This is a genomic window from Fredinandcohnia onubensis (genome assembly GCF_002734285.1).
Taxonomy (GTDB): Bacteria; Bacillota; Bacilli; order Bacillales; family Bacillaceae_L; genus Ferdinandcohnia; species Ferdinandcohnia onubensis_A.
On sequence record NZ_NSEA01000011.1, the window covers coordinates 130,396 to 145,343 of the forward strand.

The window sequence follows — 14,948 nt, forward strand, 5'->3', positions numbered from 1 at the left end:
CATCCTTTATCTTTTTACGGCTTAGTCTTGGTTTTGATTTTCTTGTTTACTCACTGATTTTTCAACAAGCTCGTCGATGAACTCGTATTCAAGCTGCTGACCTGTAGATGTATAAAAGAACCCTTTATACCTAATGGTGTCACTTGAATTTATGATCAATTCCTTCATGGGCTCGCCTTTCGTATCGTAAATCGTTGTGTCAAAACGATATCCCATATAGCCGGCCGAAAGTTTTCCTTTTTTAAAGGTCACTTCATTTAGATTCGTAATAATGTGGCTGATTTCTTGTTCGGATGTAATATCCATTCTGTATCCTGAATTTCCATCTGCAATATGTATTTTTGAAACATCATCGGGATTGATATCAAATATCTTGTGAGGAACGTATGTAAAACTGTATAGTAAAACAATAAGCAGTGGTACTATAATTAAAATTGTTTTTAATTTCATCATGCTTGCACCTTTATAGAATAGGAGTGTTTTGATTGTTTATTAAGCTTTCGAAAGAACAACAGCAAATGATGATTTCGGACATACAAGCCTATTTCTCGCTAGAAAGAGATGAAGAAATCAGCGAGTTTGCGGCAGAACAGGTCTTACATTTTGTCAAAGAAAAACTGGCACCACATATTTACAATGCTGCAGTACATGACGTAAAAGCAGTGGTGGATCAACAATTCGCCTCCCTTGACGACGAAATTTTAACACTTGAACGACCAATAAGAAGATAGAGTATATTTTCACTCGATTGCCTACACTACCTGTAAGGGGTGAAAAGCAAATGCCAAAAGACAAACAAAACGTTTTTGATCCAAATGATACATATGGCATTTTAAAATCTGAGATGGAAGTTGATACGGATGTCAACGAAGATAAGAATCGAGAAAGGCTGCTTGATGACTCAGTTGAAGCATTCTTAGAATTGAAAAAAAGCCTTACTGAATAGTTCGTGAAAAAAAGAGAGAATCCTTCTTAACCTGGTATTATTTTGCAACACAAAAACAAGCCATCATGCACCTGCTGCATGATGGCTTTTCCTTTACCACTGTTCCGTCTTTATTTTTTGATTCGTTACGTAAAGCATTCCAGGTATGATAACCAGCGAAACGGCCAATAAAGCGATTGTCATTGAATTTTTACTACTATCATGTAATCCAACGGCAAACACAACACCGTATATGCTCGAGGCTAGAATATTCCCGATAAACCTTGAGGTCATTAAGAGACCTGAGGCGATTCCCGTTTGAGCAACGCTGATAAAACTATACAATAGGTTTTGGAGGCTGATGTTCATCAGTCCATTACTGATTCCAAACAATGCTAATACGATGATTATCCAAAGCAATGAGGAATTTTTTGTAGTCGTAAACAGGAATCCTACTCCTACAATGCCCACTGCCGCCCCAACGAGCAATGGAATTCGATACCCCGTTCTTTCTGCCCATCTTGTTGCAATTGGCGTTGTGATCATTGCACATACAGATAGCGCCAACATCATCAATCCTGTATATTCCGAGCCTAAACCAATCACTTCCTGTAAATAAGTTGGAGTGAATAACAAGATCGAAAAAAATATCAGTGTTGATAGAATGTACTGTGCGTAAACAACACTAATAGTCGGATTTTTCCTCAAAAATACAACATTGATCAACGGGTCAGCCTTCTTTTTTTCGTATGTATAAAAAAGAACAGATAATCCTAGTGAGAGGACGAAGAATCCTATATTAAATCCACTTTCCAATGAAAGCAAAAAGACCATCCAACTTGTGATGAATGCACTAAATAACAGCATCCCAATGACATCCCATTTAAAACTGGTCCCCTTAGTGGGATCGTCTTTTGGAATATAGAACACGGTTAATAATGCCGACAAGAAAATGACTGGAAGATTCACATAAAAAATAACCGGCCAGCCCCCATATTGAATGAGCAGTCCACTAATGGTTGGTCCAAACGCAGCAGATGTTGTTGCGAACACCGCCAATGTTCCGATTACCCGATTTTGATTTTGTTTTATATACAAGCGGACCATTCCAATCCCTGCAGGATAAAGGGCAGATGTACCTATGGCTTGAATCAATCTCATGCCTAGTAATGTCATCATATTTTGTGACAAAGGAGCTAAAACAGATGATAGTAAAACGAGCAATAATCCGATGAGAAAGATCTTTTTCCTTCCATAATGGTCACTGAGTCTTCCGATGATTGGTAAAAAAATTGCGCTTACAATGAAGTATGAGGCGATCAACCACGAAATATCCTTTGAAGAAAGCGAGAAATCATGTTGAATCGAAGGTAAGGCAACCGTAATCATCGTGGTATTGAGCGGATTTAAAATCACACCCAATGCGATTGCAATGATTACGAATGTTGGTTTTTTTATAGTTTCAGACATTCTGAATTCCCCTTTTAGCCAATTGCTACTAGTAGTGTATCACACAAACATTTTGGAAGGTTGAACTATAACTCAATGAAAAACGGATAATCTCATCCAAGTCGTAAAAGCTACAAATAGACTAAACTAATTGGAGGTTTGATATGATTAGTAGAGCAACCAAAATCACAACATTGTTTTATATTGCGATTCTTGGAGTGATTTTAACAACAATCTATACGATTATCATCATGATTCAAGGAAGTAAAACGATGAAGATGATTCGTTACATGTACAATCAAACGAAACAAAGTGCAGAACATGAAAATCGCGGGGAATAACCCTCGTGATTCTACTTTACTCTTCTGTTTTAAAAGCAAGTCCCTTATCCCCTAGGGCTGATCGAAGCTCCCTAATGGCATTCGGACCCACACCATGTAATGCCAATACTTCTCTCTCAGTAAGTTTTGTGAACTGCTCTAGCATGACATACCCCTCTGCATGCAAAGCACGTAATGCTGGTTTACTTAATTTTAACTCATAAATTTCGGACAAAAGAACCCTCCTTTTTCATCTCCGTTTTTCATGCATGTACCTCATCCATTTTTTCTGTTTATGTGTAACATTAAAATACCCAATACCAGAGATTGCTGTTAGCCCACCAGAAAGGTAAAGCACGATTAAATGTGAAGTAAAAATACTGGCTGCCATTCCTATAATGCCAAGTAAGGACAACTGAAATAAATTCTTTTTATACGTTTCATAAATCGCGAATTGGAATTCTCTTCTTTGTTCAATTTCCTTCAAGTCCTCTAATTTTTGAGGTAACTGCAAAAACTGTTGGACTGAATGGAAAATCTTAAATACTGGCTGTGCCTGAATCCATTGCCAGACCAACGACCATTTCTGATTGCCTTCCTTGTTCAACCAGTTCGTGAACATTGGTTTTACTATATCTAATACATCATCCTCTGAGATTAGATTGAGAGTAAGTCCTTCAATTGCTACAAAGGATCGGCCTAAAAAGATAAATCGTGTTGGGACTTGGATCGCTAGTGCTTGAATGATATCATTCACATCTCGTTTAAAGGCAATAAGGTCTATCTCCTTTAATTGAGACAGTTCAAACGACATCAATTCCTCTAACAACTTTTGCATTGTTCGATGGTCAGCCTCAGGTAATAAAAATCCTAATTGCGATAAACAATCAACCGTTTTCGAATAATTCTTAGTAAGAAAGCTTTCAATTAACCCTTGAAACTGTTTCGCATCTTTTTTCGAGATTTCCCCTACCATCCCGAAATCAAGTAAAATGATTTTACCTTCCTTTGATAGAAGAACATTCCCAGGGTGAGGGTCGGCATGGAACATACCTGGTTCCAGCCATTGTGGAAGGAAAAGTTCTACTAAACTCTGGGCGACCTTTTTTCGGTCAATGGATTGGATATCCTCGATACTTGATATTTTAATTCCATCTACCCATTCCATTACAAGAACCTTTGACGTACTGTACTCTGGGTAGACCTTTGGAATTTCGACATTGTTCATTTCTTTAAATCGTTCAGAAAAGGACTCAAGGGTTTGTCGTTCCTTTGTATAATCTAACTCTCTCTCAATCACTTGTTTTATTTCTTTATATAGTACCTTGAAGTTAATAAATCCCTTCGGAACTGGTACAAAATGATCAGCAAACCAAATAATAATCGCTAACGACCGGAAATCCGTTTTTAAAATCGACTGAATATCTGGCCTTTGGACCTTAATTGCAACCCTCGCTCCATTTTTAAGAACACCCTGATATACTTCACCAATGGAGGCAGAAGCAATCGCCTCTTTCTTGATTGATTGAAAAATGGTATGGACAGGACCCTCCCACTCATCTTTAAGAATTCTCTCAATATCACTCCAATTTGAAGAAGGAACCTTGTCTGTAAGATCTTCTATTTGCTTAATAAAAGGTTTTGGAAGCAAATCAGCCCTGGTGCTTAATATTTGCCCTACCTTAATCAGTAAACCTTCCAATTCAAAAAGCGTTTTGCGAAATTTTATTCCTATCTGCTCCCAAAGCTTATCCCATTCAGCCTGTGGCTTTCTACGAAGTTTATACCAGTAGATGTTACTAAAAATCAGAAAAGCCATCGAAAGAACCTTTGTCATTCGAACAAACTTATTTTTCGTTTTCATTTAGAAACCTCTCATTTCCTAAACTTCCCGTAATAAAATATTTCAATAAAAAAAGCATTTCTCCTTTAAAAAGAAATGCATTTGATAAATATCATCTTATGAAGTTTTTTCTTTTTTCTGCAATAAAACAGCGGCAATTACAATTACACCTTTAAATGCTTCCCTTAAAAATGGTGGTACCCCGAATAGGTTAAGAAGGTTATTCATGACGGCAATAATTAGCATTCCGTAGACAGTTCCTAGGATGAAACCTCTTCCACCCATCATATTTGTTCCTCCAACAACCGCTGCTGCAATCGCATCCATTTCCATTCCTCTTCCTGCATTCGAAAAGTCCATTGAACCAATTCGAGAAACCTGGATGATTGCTGCTATTGACACAAGTAGCCCCATAAGAGCATATACCTTTAGTTTTACTTTTTCCACATTAATACCGGAAAGTTTTGCTGCCCTTTCATTGGATCCAACCGCAATGATATGTCTTCCGAAGGTTGTTCTTTTCGATACGTAGTAAAGTATATAGGCAATGATCGCCCAATAGATAATTGGCATAATCATATAGTTTCCAATTTTAAAACTAGCGATTTGTAAAAATTCAACTGGAACAGTAGGATTATATCCTTGCATGAAGTGTTGTGTCACACTTCTAAAAATCATCATAGCTCCTAATGTTGCAATAAACGGAGGAACATTCCCTTTTGTAATACTAACTCCAATAAGTGAACCTAATAGATACCCTGCTAGTAAAACCAATAGAATTGTGATGATAAATGCAGGTGCACCTGTGATTCCCATCATTCCCAGAAACCCTTTTGTACCCGTATCTAAGAGCATCATCGAAAAGGCGCCCGTGACTACCAAGGTAGAACCAACAGCTAAATCAATTCCGCCTGTCATGATAACAAAGGTCATCCCTAAAGCAACAATCGCTGTTCCAGCATTATTGCGTAAAATATTTATCCAGTTATTGATCCATGACTGAAACCATTCCCCAAATGAATCATAATCAAAGCCTAATACCAATGTTTGTAAAATAATCATAATAATTAATGCAATTGCGATACTGAATAGTGGGTCATTTGACCATTTATATTTAAACCATTCCAAAAAGTTTTTCTTATTTTTGATTGTTGTTTGATCGATACTTGGCTTCATTAGCTTACCTCTCCCTCACTTAAGTCCCCACCTGTAGCAAGACTCATGATGGAATGCTCATTCATATCTTCTCCAGCGACTTCCCCCTGGATGGTACCGTGATACATGACGATTGCTCGGTCACAGACGCGTATGATTTCATTCGCTTCACTGGAAAGAACAACAATTCCAATATTTTCTTCAGCTAGTTTTAAAATAATGTCATAAATATCTTCCTTCGCCCCCACATCCACACCTTGGGTAGGATTGTCCAAGATAAGAAGTTTGGGGTTAGCAGCCAACCATTTTGCAAGGACAACCTTTTGCTGATTTCCTCCAGAGAGACTAGTTATACTGTCAGTAAGGTCACCCATTTTCAATCGTAATGCTTTTCTATGCTCTTCAAAAATCTCCTGATGCTTTTTTGTATTAATCGTTCCCCGCGTTGAAAAGATTGGCCACGTAACGATTGAAGCATTTTCTAAAATGTTCATATCCTTGATAATGGCATTTTCTTTGCGATTTCGTGGCAGATAGGCAATTCCTTCCTTAATTGCTTTCGTCGTACTCGTTATCTTTACTTCCTTACCGTTCAGGAAAATCTTCCCTGTTGAAATCTGGTCAGCTCCAAAAATAGATTGAAAAAGTTCACTTCGTCCATCACCGAGAAGACCTGTAAAACCGACAATTTCACCCGCTCGAACTGAAAAGCTAATATCCTTAAAGATATGACCAGAAGTTAATCCTTCAACACGTAAAATCTCATTTCCTAGATTTTTCTCTCTGATTAGAGATTCTGTTCTCACATCATGTCCCACCATATATCTTGCAAGATCATTCGTTGTCACTTCGCTGACATTACCTTCAGACACCAAGTTACCGTCACGAAGCACAAGATAGCGATTACAAATCTCCATTACCTCATTTAATTTATGAGAAATAAAGATAATACCGACATTATGTTCCTTTAAAGTTCTCATCATCGCAAAGACTCGCTCAATTTCCTGGTCTGTTAAGGAAGTAGTCGGTTCGTCCATAATAATTATCGACGCATTTGTCATCATTGCCCGGCATATTTCGATGATTTGTTTATAGGAAGCATCAAGTTCTCGAACCAATTTATTCGGATCAAGGTCTACGTTCATTTTCCTAAACATCTCTTTTGTTTCTTGATACATTTTATCTAAATCCAAGCTGCCTCTCTTTGTTTTCAACTCTCGGCCAAGGAACATATTTTCATAGATTGGTAAATCGTTGATTAAGTTCAGCTCTTGGTGGATGAAGGCAATTCCGGCATCCTGAGATTGTGCTGGTGTAGCAAATTCCACTTGTTTCTCGTCAATGTGTATAGAGCCAAAGTCCATTTGCAAAACTCCACCCAAAATGTTCATCAACGTAGACTTTCCTGCCCCATTTTCCCCAAGCAATGCGCAGATTTCACCGCCTTTTAGGGAAAAGGATACATCCTTAAGTACATGATTGCTTCCAAAGGATTTTCGGATTTGTTTCATTTCAATTAACACGTCATCACTTCCAAACCTTTAAAGTCACTACAAAGCTCACAAAAAAGGTAAAAGAGAGAGGCTATAGCAGTGTTGCCATAGCCCTCAAGTATTCGAGCTCAATTTCTTAGTAAGGTGAACCCTCATCGAGGAAATCTTTATAATTATCTCTGTCAACAATCGTTGTAGGAATAATGGTTTCCATTTCAACCTCTTCACCTTTTAATACCTTAAGTGCAACATCAACAGCATCCTTTACCATTGCTGGGCTATATAGAGCAGATTGAATCCAGATATCTTCGTTTTCTGGCATCATATTAAAATACTCCTGCATACCTCCGCCACCGGTTACTACTTTAATATCTGTTCTTCCTGCTTCTTTGATTGCTTGTAATACACCGATGGAAGTCTCATCATCCAAGGAATAGACCGCATCAATTTTATCAAGGCTTGTTAAAATATCCGCAAAATCTTTCAATCCATCTTCTCTTGTAAACTGAGTTGCATATGTGTGTAGTTCAATATCTGGAGCGATTTCTTCAATAGTTTCAACAAATCCGTTCTTACGCAATTCAGAAACGGAGCCTGAGGTTGGAACCTCTAGAATAACGACATTTCCTTCTTTACCGATTTTTTCAACAACGTAATTTGCACCTTGAACACCCATGTCCTCATTGTCGCCTGCTACTCGATAAACACCTTCTGCATCAATGACAATGTCAAAGTTTACAACCTTGATCCCTTCATCTAATGCACGTTGAATAGGTACTTCCATACCTTCCCATTGTGGGAACGCTACGATAGCTTCTGCTCCCCACGTCATTAAATCATCTAATTGTGAAGTCATTTCAGCTGCATTGCTACTTGTTTGAATTTGGTACTCAATCTCACCAGAAAGTTCCTTTGCACGAGCCTCCGCATGATATGCAACCGCCGCAACCCATCCATGTGTAACAGCTGGTGCCAAAATACCAATCTTATGCTTATCACTTGAATCTTTTCCCGAATCCCCACTTGGTTTGTCGCCTGTTTGTTCTGAATTACTACACGCACTCAGTACAGGAATTAATAGTAAAACTAGCAGCGATACTAAACGTAATACTTTTTTCATAAAAAATAACCCCCTCGTTTTTAACTAGTTATTTATTTCATTAATAAATTGAAACCTTCTTAACTATAAATTTTTCACTAGTAAATATAAGCGCTTTCTTTTCTAGGAGTTAATCAAGTTGTGGGTTTTTGTGAGGATCTCTGTTGTATGTATAGTGGTAAACTAAATAAATACTTGTATTCTTGATTCTAACGATTCTTCTATGCTTTTAAGTAGTTTTAATGTATAGAGTACGTCTTTTAAAGGAACTATAGTATTTTCTTGGTTCTTATCCATGCAATTCAAAAAATAAGATAATTCATTTTGAAAGGCATCGCTCTTTTCAAAGGTAATTGCTGTCTTTCCCTCGTGATTGTAGTAGATAAGTTGTTTAGTGCCTTTATCGGTATTTTCAATATTCTCACCAGCTATCAAATTAAAATCTAGAGTTCCTTGAGCCGCTTGTGCTCGTAAAGACATTGTAAAAGGATAGCCAGTTGTCATACGCTGAGAGGCTTCAACGAATGCTTTACTCTTATTCTTAAAGGTAAGCGTAGTCATGACATGGTCCCAAGCACCATATTTGTTTTTATTTCCAACCGAATATACAGATTCAACTTCGCCTACTAAATAATGAACGAAATCAATATCATGTAAGTGTAGATCGAATAGGGCTCCACCGCTTTTTTCGGGATGCAAAAACCAATCACTCCATTTAGGAATCTGCCCCAATCTCTTTGCATGGACAATCTCAATATCTTTCAATTTCTCAGATTCACTTAACGTTTTGATTGCCTTATACTCAGGCCAAAAGCGGAGTACATGACCGACAAAGAGTTTGACACCATTTTTAGTAACTTCATGAATAATTCGATTTGCAGACTCTATTGTAAGAGTTAATGGTTTTTCACAAATAATATGTTTTCCGGCCTTAGCTGCCTTGATAATATATTCTTCATGTAGGAAGGTCGGTAAACATATATCAATGACGTCTATTTCCGCACTACGTAATAAATATTCGTAATCCGTGACAAAAGACCCATTAAAAGTTTGAAGAAGATCAAAATCTTCTACTTTATTTCGCGTACATATTGCCGTTACCTGACAATTTTTGATATGACGGTATGCTTCTAAATGTGTCTTTCCGATGAATCCTAAACCAACTAGCCCAATATGTTTCATCGTTTCCCCCTCTTAACCTAGTAATCTGGAAAGATATTCGAAGGATTTTTTCACAGAAACGTCAATTTCCATTGTTTAAGATGTAATTGATTACAAATCATATTAAGAACACATCGTACAAGCTTTACGCTATTGATTACTTTGATAAGGAAGATTCAATTTGTAATCCGTTACATTTATAGTATAAGATAAACAATATTCAGTCAATTAATTTTAGGTATAAATTATCATTTTTTCCATTAAAGGTGCATTAGCTTTGTCTTACATTTCTAACGTATCATCTTATGAACCAAGTATTTTTTCAACAACTCTAAGAGAAGCAACTGCTTGCTCACCAGTAACTGGAGGCTCTACGTCATGTATGATTGAATTGATAAATGCATCGATAACACCTGAATTTGTTTGATTATCATTCGTCTGAATGGACTCCAGTTCATACCTCTTAATAGCTCCATCCCTTTTTTCAATGATTAGTGGCGCATTTGGATCATGATAGATTTTTAAGATTCCCAATTGGCAGTAGATAATCGTTGAATTATCTTCAGAACCGTAATATGTCCATGAAAATGAAGCTGTTCCCAAACGCCCTTTCTGTGTTTTTAATGCACAGACGACATTATCACATACCTCTATTGGTTTACCATTTTCATCGACTTTATCTAAAGCACCATAGAAAGAATGTACATCCTCAATTTCGTCATCCAACAGGTAATGGATTAAATCAATTTTATGGATTCCCAAATCACCTACAACACCTGAATGAGACCGATCCTTTTTAAAAAACCAAGTGGAGTTTGATTTGTTTACTCCCCAGTTCTCAGGACCTTGATGACCAAAAGAGGTTTTGAAAGTTAATACCTCACCAAGTTCCTTGTTATCCATTACTTCTTTCGCTTTCTGATGAGCTTTTGTGAAACGTTGGTTATGGTCAACCATTAATTTTTTCCCTGATTTACGCTGTGCTTCGAGGATTTCTTCAGCATACTTCAAATTAACAGCTAATGGTTTTTCACATAATACATGCTTCCCACTTAATAACGCATTGGAAGTATTAATATGATGGGCCTCATTAGAAGAACAATCGCTAATAGCAACAATGGATGGATCGTGGAACAGTTCCTCAACTGTTTTTACAGCTCGCCCTCCAAATTCATTAGCTAAGCTCAGGGCTCTTTCACCTTTACGGTCATAAAAAATAATTTCCTCAACATGCGGGTTTGCTTTATACTCAGGTGCATGTCTATGCCTAGCTATGGAACCACATCCGATAATGCCCACTTTTATACCCATGATTGAAAACCTCCTCATTTCCTACTTTTTAAAAGGTAGGAAATCCTATCCCATTGTTGACTCGCGAATAATTAATTCGTGATCTAGGACAACACTTTCTACCTTTTCTCCTTGAATACTACTAATCAGCATGTTTGCTGCAATACTCCCCATTTTATACATCGGCTGTGAAATCGTGGTTAAGGTTGGATTCGTCATGTTCGAAAAACTAATATTATCAAAACCTACTAAAGCAATGTCATTTGGAACATGTAAACCATTTCCATTAATTCCTTTTAAGGCTCCAATAGCCAGTGTGTCAGAAACGGCAAAAACAGCTGTGGGTTTTTCTGCTAATTGATACATGACCCTCATAGCCTGAACACCATTTTGAAATTCAAGTTCTTTCGTGTGGTAGATCCATTCATCACGGATTGGAAGATTAAATTCTTTTAATGCTCGCTCATACCCATTTCGACGTTGTCTCGCATATAAAAACTTTTCATCAGAATTAATGAGCGCTATTCTTTCATGACCTAACTTAATTAAATGCTTAACGGCCTGATAAGCCGCCAATTCATTGTCTATCGTTACGTAAGGGATACTACCTCCCTCTTCATATTCACTACAAAGAATAACAGAATAATTCTCCGCTAATTCATTTAGCTTGTTCATATTGACTGTCGGGTCCATCGAAATGACACCATCAGCTAATTTATTCTTAATCATATTAAAATAAATGTTTTCTCGTTGTGGATTTGAGTCCGTTTCGCATAGAAGTATATTGTAGTTGTTGGTAATGGCTGTATTTTGAATCCCGTTGATAATTTCTGTGTAAAAGGGATTTGAGATACTTGGGAGTAATACTAATAACAGTCGACTTTCGGAGTTCCGAAGATTTCTTCCTAACATACTAGGTTCATAATTAAGATCTTTGATTGCATTTTCAACCTTTAGTCTTGTTTTCGGACTGACAGACGTAGCATTATTAAGGACCCTTGAAACCGTTGCAACGGATACACCTGCTTTTTGAGCTACTTGTTGAATATTTGCCATCTGTGGTCCCCACTTTCAATCTATGATAAAGAATTGTAATCGATTACAATTCTGATTGTAGGTATTCTGAATATTTTTGTCAATATTTAAATATCAACCTATATTTTAACAATTTTATATATTCAAATTTTTATTTTCTTTGCTATAATAAGATGTAACGGATTACAAAACAATGAATTGGGGAGGATTCTTTATGAAGTTAGGGGTTTTTACAGTACTATTCTCAGATAAAAGTTTAGACGATATGCTTGACCATGTCGCAGCAGATGGTATTAAAGCAGTTGAATTAGGCACGGGTGGTTATCCTGGTAATGCCCACTGTAAGATTGATGAATTACTAGATAATGAACAAAAACAAAAGGAATTCTTAGAAAAAATTTCTAACAGAGGACTTATCATTAGCGCCTTAAGTTGTCACAGCAACCCTCTTCATCCTCAAAAACACATCGCAAACGAAGCAGATTCTCTAATTTTGAAAACGGTTAAATTAGCAAGTCAGCTTGGTGTCCCTGTTGTCAATACATTTTCTGGCTGCCCAGGTGACCATGAGCATGCAAAATATCCGAACTGGCCTGTTTCTCCATGGCCAAATGAATACCAAGAAATTTTAAAATGGCAATGGGAAGAAAAAATCATTCCTTATTGGAAGGAAAAAGCTGCATTCGCAAAAGAGCATAATGTGAAATTTGGGCTTGAATTACATGGCGGATTTTCCGTTCATACACCTGCAACGCTCCTACGCTTAAGGGAAGCATGTGGTCCCGAAATCGGAGCAAACCTTGATCCAAGCCATATGTGGTGGCAAGGCATTGACCCTGTTGAATCTATAAAAATACTAGGACGCGAGAACGCAATCCATCATTTCCACGCTAAGGATACAACTATTGATCAAGCAAATACAAACCGTAACGGTTTAACGGATATGACTCCATATCATGAAATGCAAAACCGTTCCTGGTATTTCCGGACAGTTGGTTTTGGTCATGATGCTAAGGTTTGGGCTGATATGATTAGCACCCTTCGTCTTTTTGGCTATGATTATGTCGTAAGTATTGAACATGAGGATGGATTAATGTCAATTGATGAAGGATTTAAAAAAGCGATTCAAACGCTTAATCCAGTTATGGTGAAGGAGTCAATTGGAGAGATGTGGTGGACGTAAGCATGTAAAAAAGGAGAAGTCTTTTATAGCTTCTCCTTAGTTCTATTCCTGCACGGCTTCTGTGGCCAGTTTCGATGCAGGTGTATTAGATATTTATTTAAGGTATTCCATTGGTATTGGAAACCTAGTTAATAGAAAAATAATCCAAATAACCGATAATCCCAACGCGATAAGCGGTCGTTTTTGATGAAGTCTTAGCATTGGAAACATAACGAGATTAAAAAGAATCGACCATCCCATCGACCAACCATGATGATGTTTGATTAAATGCAAATACTCCAAATTGATGTATTCGATAACTACATATATTAATATCCACAGTCCAATCCAAAGGAACTGTTTCCATCTTTCTTCAGGAAAGCGACCTAGATAAATGAGAGCCGTGGAAGGATAGGTAACAAACATAATTAATAAAGAAATAAATGTATGATTCGATAGGATGTTTTCAGCAAACATCGTTTCCTGGTAGGTCCAAATCAAGTAATCATGGAATAAGAAATTTTTTAAGAGATCGCCCATAATAAAGAATAAAATCGTTGGGTAATATTCTCGCCATCCTCTCCAATCACCCCATTTTATTGCAGCCAAAAGGAGCAAGGCGTTATATATTAGGTGCATCCAATACACTCCTGAGTTAGTGATACAATTATATTACCCAATATTTTACATAAAAATAAGACGAATCCTGAATTCGATTCGCCTTGTAAGCTGCGGGTAGTCATAATACGCACCCTTCGCTATTTTAACAGTGAGATTTCTTTTAATCGCTGGACAGCCTTTTTTAATGTTGCTTCGTTTTGAACAAGTCCAATTCTCACATATCCCTCACCACTTGGACCAAAAGCATTTCCAGGAGTGACGACAATTCCTGCTTCATCGATTAAACGATAGGTAAAATCAGTGGAGGTAAATCCAGCAGGTACCTTCGCCCAAATAAACATGGACGCTTTTGGTGAATCAACTTGCCAACCTATTTCAGCCAGGCCATTGACCAAAATATCACGTCGTTCTTTGTACGTTTGGCGAAGTTCTTCACTGAAACTTGACGTCACCCGTAACGCGGCAATCGCAGCTTTTTGGATGGGTAAAAAAACACCATAATCGAGATTTGATTTAAGCCGGTTGACAGCTGCAATGATTTCAGGGTTCCCGACAATATATCCAATCCGACAGCCTGCCATATTAAAGCTTTTTGAAAGCGAGTTAAATTCAACTCCAACTTCTTTTGCACCTTCTACTGATAAGAAGCTAATCGGCTTCTCTTCATAATATAGCTCCGAATAGGCAAAATCATGAAGGACAATAATCTGATGTTTTTTCGCGAACTCGATAACCTTATTAAAAAAGGATTCTGTAGCAAGAGCCGGTACAGGGTTGCCAGGAAAGTTTAATATCATCAATTTCGCCTTTTGGCAAACATCCTCAGGAATCGCAGCCAAGTCAGGTAAAAATCCATTCTCTTCTTTTAGTGGCATTCCATAAGGTGTTGCTCCTGAAAGTGCAATACCAGCTGCATATGCCGTGTAGCCTGGGTCTGGCACAAGAACTACATCACCTGGGTTAGCAAAAACCATCGGAAAGTGGACAAGTCCATCTTGAGAACCCATAACCATTAAGACTTCATTTTCCTTATGTACCGAAACATTAAACCTGTTTGAATAGTATGCAGAAATGGCTTCATATAACTCATCGGTTCCCGTTAATGAATAGCCATATAATGAAGGATCTTGCACATGACTCGTCAACGCATCGATGACATACGGTGGCGGCGGCAAATCTGGGCTGCCCACACTTAAGTCAATCATCTCATGCCCCTCACGCAATTTTTGTTTCTTATAGTTTGCTAGTTCGTTGAAAATCGATTCCCCAAATTCGTTCATTTTCTGTGATAGTGTGATATCCAATGCTGTCACCTCTTTTGTTTGATTAGTATTATTATAGCAAGATTTATACGATTGACTACGAAAGATAAGATATAACTTTAAAAAAGCTGAT

The 14,948-nt window shown here is 37.5% G+C and carries 16 protein-coding genes; 4 read left to right on the plus strand and 12 right to left on the minus strand.

The genetic code is table 11. The features are described 5' to 3' along the window. Nucleotides 1-21: 21 nt before the first annotated feature. Nucleotides 22-450 (minus strand): hypothetical protein, encoded by a 429-nt coding sequence (locus tag CKJ95_RS12040; RefSeq protein ID WP_099353674.1) that lies wholly within the window; start codon nt 448-450, stop codon nt 22-24. Nucleotides 451-485: 35 nt separating this feature from the next. Between CKJ95_RS12040 and CKJ95_RS12045 the strand changes: the two genes are divergently transcribed. Further along, nucleotides 486-731, plus strand: a complete 246-nt coding sequence (locus CKJ95_RS12045; RefSeq protein WP_099353675.1) for a DUF2164 domain-containing protein — start codon at nt 486-488, stop codon at nt 729-731. Nucleotides 732-781: 50 nt separating this feature from the next. Beyond that, the gene (locus CKJ95_RS23355; protein ID WP_180271487.1) at nt 782-946 is read left to right on the plus strand and encodes a hypothetical protein; all 165 of its coding nucleotides are present in this window, start codon (nt 782-784) and stop codon (nt 944-946) included. A gap of 93 nt (nt 947-1,039) precedes the next feature. On the opposite strand, the gene CKJ95_RS12050 is transcribed toward CKJ95_RS23355, so the two are convergent. Beyond that, nucleotides 1,040-2,395, minus strand: a complete 1,356-nt coding sequence (locus CKJ95_RS12050) for an MFS transporter (protein WP_099353676.1) — start codon at nt 2,393-2,395, stop codon at nt 1,040-1,042. Nucleotides 2,396-2,538: 143 nt separating this feature from the next. Here CKJ95_RS12050 and CKJ95_RS23360 point away from each other — a divergent pair, with 143 nt between their 5' ends. Beyond that, complete coding sequence (locus tag CKJ95_RS23360; RefSeq protein ID WP_180271488.1) at nt 2,539-2,715, plus strand: hypothetical protein; 177 nt, start codon at nt 2,539-2,541, stop codon at nt 2,713-2,715. 16 nt (nt 2,716-2,731) lie between these two features. On the opposite strand, the gene CKJ95_RS12055 is transcribed toward CKJ95_RS23360, so the two are convergent. The 8 genes from CKJ95_RS12055 to CKJ95_RS12090 all read right to left on the minus strand — a co-directional run bounded on the left by CKJ95_RS12055 (nt 2,732) and on the right by CKJ95_RS12090 (nt 11,791). After that, on the minus strand, nt 2,732-2,929 hold the full coding sequence (locus CKJ95_RS12055) for a DNA-binding protein (protein WP_099353677.1): 198 nt from the start codon (nt 2,927-2,929) through the stop codon (nt 2,732-2,734). 15 nt (nt 2,930-2,944) lie between these two features. After that, nucleotides 2,945-4,558: an ABC1 kinase family protein gene (locus tag CKJ95_RS12060; RefSeq protein WP_099353678.1), complete on the minus strand. Its 1,614-nt coding sequence runs from the start codon at nt 4,556-4,558 to the stop codon at nt 2,945-2,947. A 96-nt stretch (nt 4,559-4,654) separates the two neighbouring features. Continuing rightward, nucleotides 4,655-5,713 carry an ABC transporter permease gene (locus CKJ95_RS12065; protein WP_099353679.1) on the minus strand — a complete coding sequence of 353 codons (1,059 nt, stop codon included), beginning with the start codon at nt 5,711-5,713 and terminating at the stop codon, nt 4,655-4,657. Continuing rightward, nucleotides 5,713-7,203 carry a sugar ABC transporter ATP-binding protein gene (locus CKJ95_RS12070; RefSeq protein WP_373604852.1) on the minus strand — a complete coding sequence of 497 codons (1,491 nt, stop codon included), beginning with the start codon at nt 7,201-7,203 and terminating at the stop codon, nt 5,713-5,715. Before CKJ95_RS12070 ends, CKJ95_RS12065 begins: the two co-directional genes overlap by 1 nt. 118 nt (nt 7,204-7,321) lie before the next feature. Further along, nucleotides 7,322-8,305: an ABC transporter substrate-binding protein gene (locus CKJ95_RS12075; protein WP_099353681.1), complete on the minus strand. Its 984-nt coding sequence runs from the start codon at nt 8,303-8,305 to the stop codon at nt 7,322-7,324. Between the two features lie 162 nt (nt 8,306-8,467). Beyond that, nucleotides 8,468-9,466: a Gfo/Idh/MocA family protein gene (locus CKJ95_RS12080; RefSeq protein ID WP_099353682.1), complete on the minus strand. Its 999-nt coding sequence runs from the start codon at nt 9,464-9,466 to the stop codon at nt 8,468-8,470. A 282-nt stretch (nt 9,467-9,748) separates the two neighbouring features. After that, nucleotides 9,749-10,756, minus strand: a complete 1,008-nt coding sequence (locus tag CKJ95_RS12085) for a Gfo/Idh/MocA family protein (RefSeq protein ID WP_099353683.1) — start codon at nt 10,754-10,756, stop codon at nt 9,749-9,751. A gap of 45 nt (nt 10,757-10,801) precedes the next feature. Then, nucleotides 10,802-11,791, minus strand: coding sequence for a LacI family DNA-binding transcriptional regulator (locus tag CKJ95_RS12090; RefSeq protein ID WP_099353684.1), 990 nt, complete (start codon nt 11,789-11,791; stop codon nt 10,802-10,804). A 193-nt stretch (nt 11,792-11,984) separates the two neighbouring features. Between CKJ95_RS12090 and CKJ95_RS12095 the strand changes: the two genes are divergently transcribed. Beyond that, nucleotides 11,985-12,953 (plus strand): sugar phosphate isomerase/epimerase family protein, encoded by a 969-nt coding sequence (locus CKJ95_RS12095; RefSeq protein WP_099353685.1) that lies wholly within the window; start codon nt 11,985-11,987, stop codon nt 12,951-12,953. 93 nt (nt 12,954-13,046) lie between these two features. On the opposite strand, the gene CKJ95_RS12100 is transcribed toward CKJ95_RS12095, so the two are convergent. Together CKJ95_RS12100 and CKJ95_RS12105 are read right to left on the minus strand one after the other, a co-directional pair. Beyond that, nucleotides 13,047-13,571: a CBO0543 family protein gene (locus CKJ95_RS12100; protein WP_099353686.1), complete on the minus strand. Its 525-nt coding sequence runs from the start codon at nt 13,569-13,571 to the stop codon at nt 13,047-13,049. Nucleotides 13,572-13,690: 119 nt separating this feature from the next. After that, entirely contained in the window at nt 13,691-14,857 is a 1,167-nt protein-coding gene (locus tag CKJ95_RS12105) for an LL-diaminopimelate aminotransferase (protein ID WP_099353687.1), read from the minus strand. Nucleotides 14,858-14,948 lie beyond the last annotated feature (91 nt).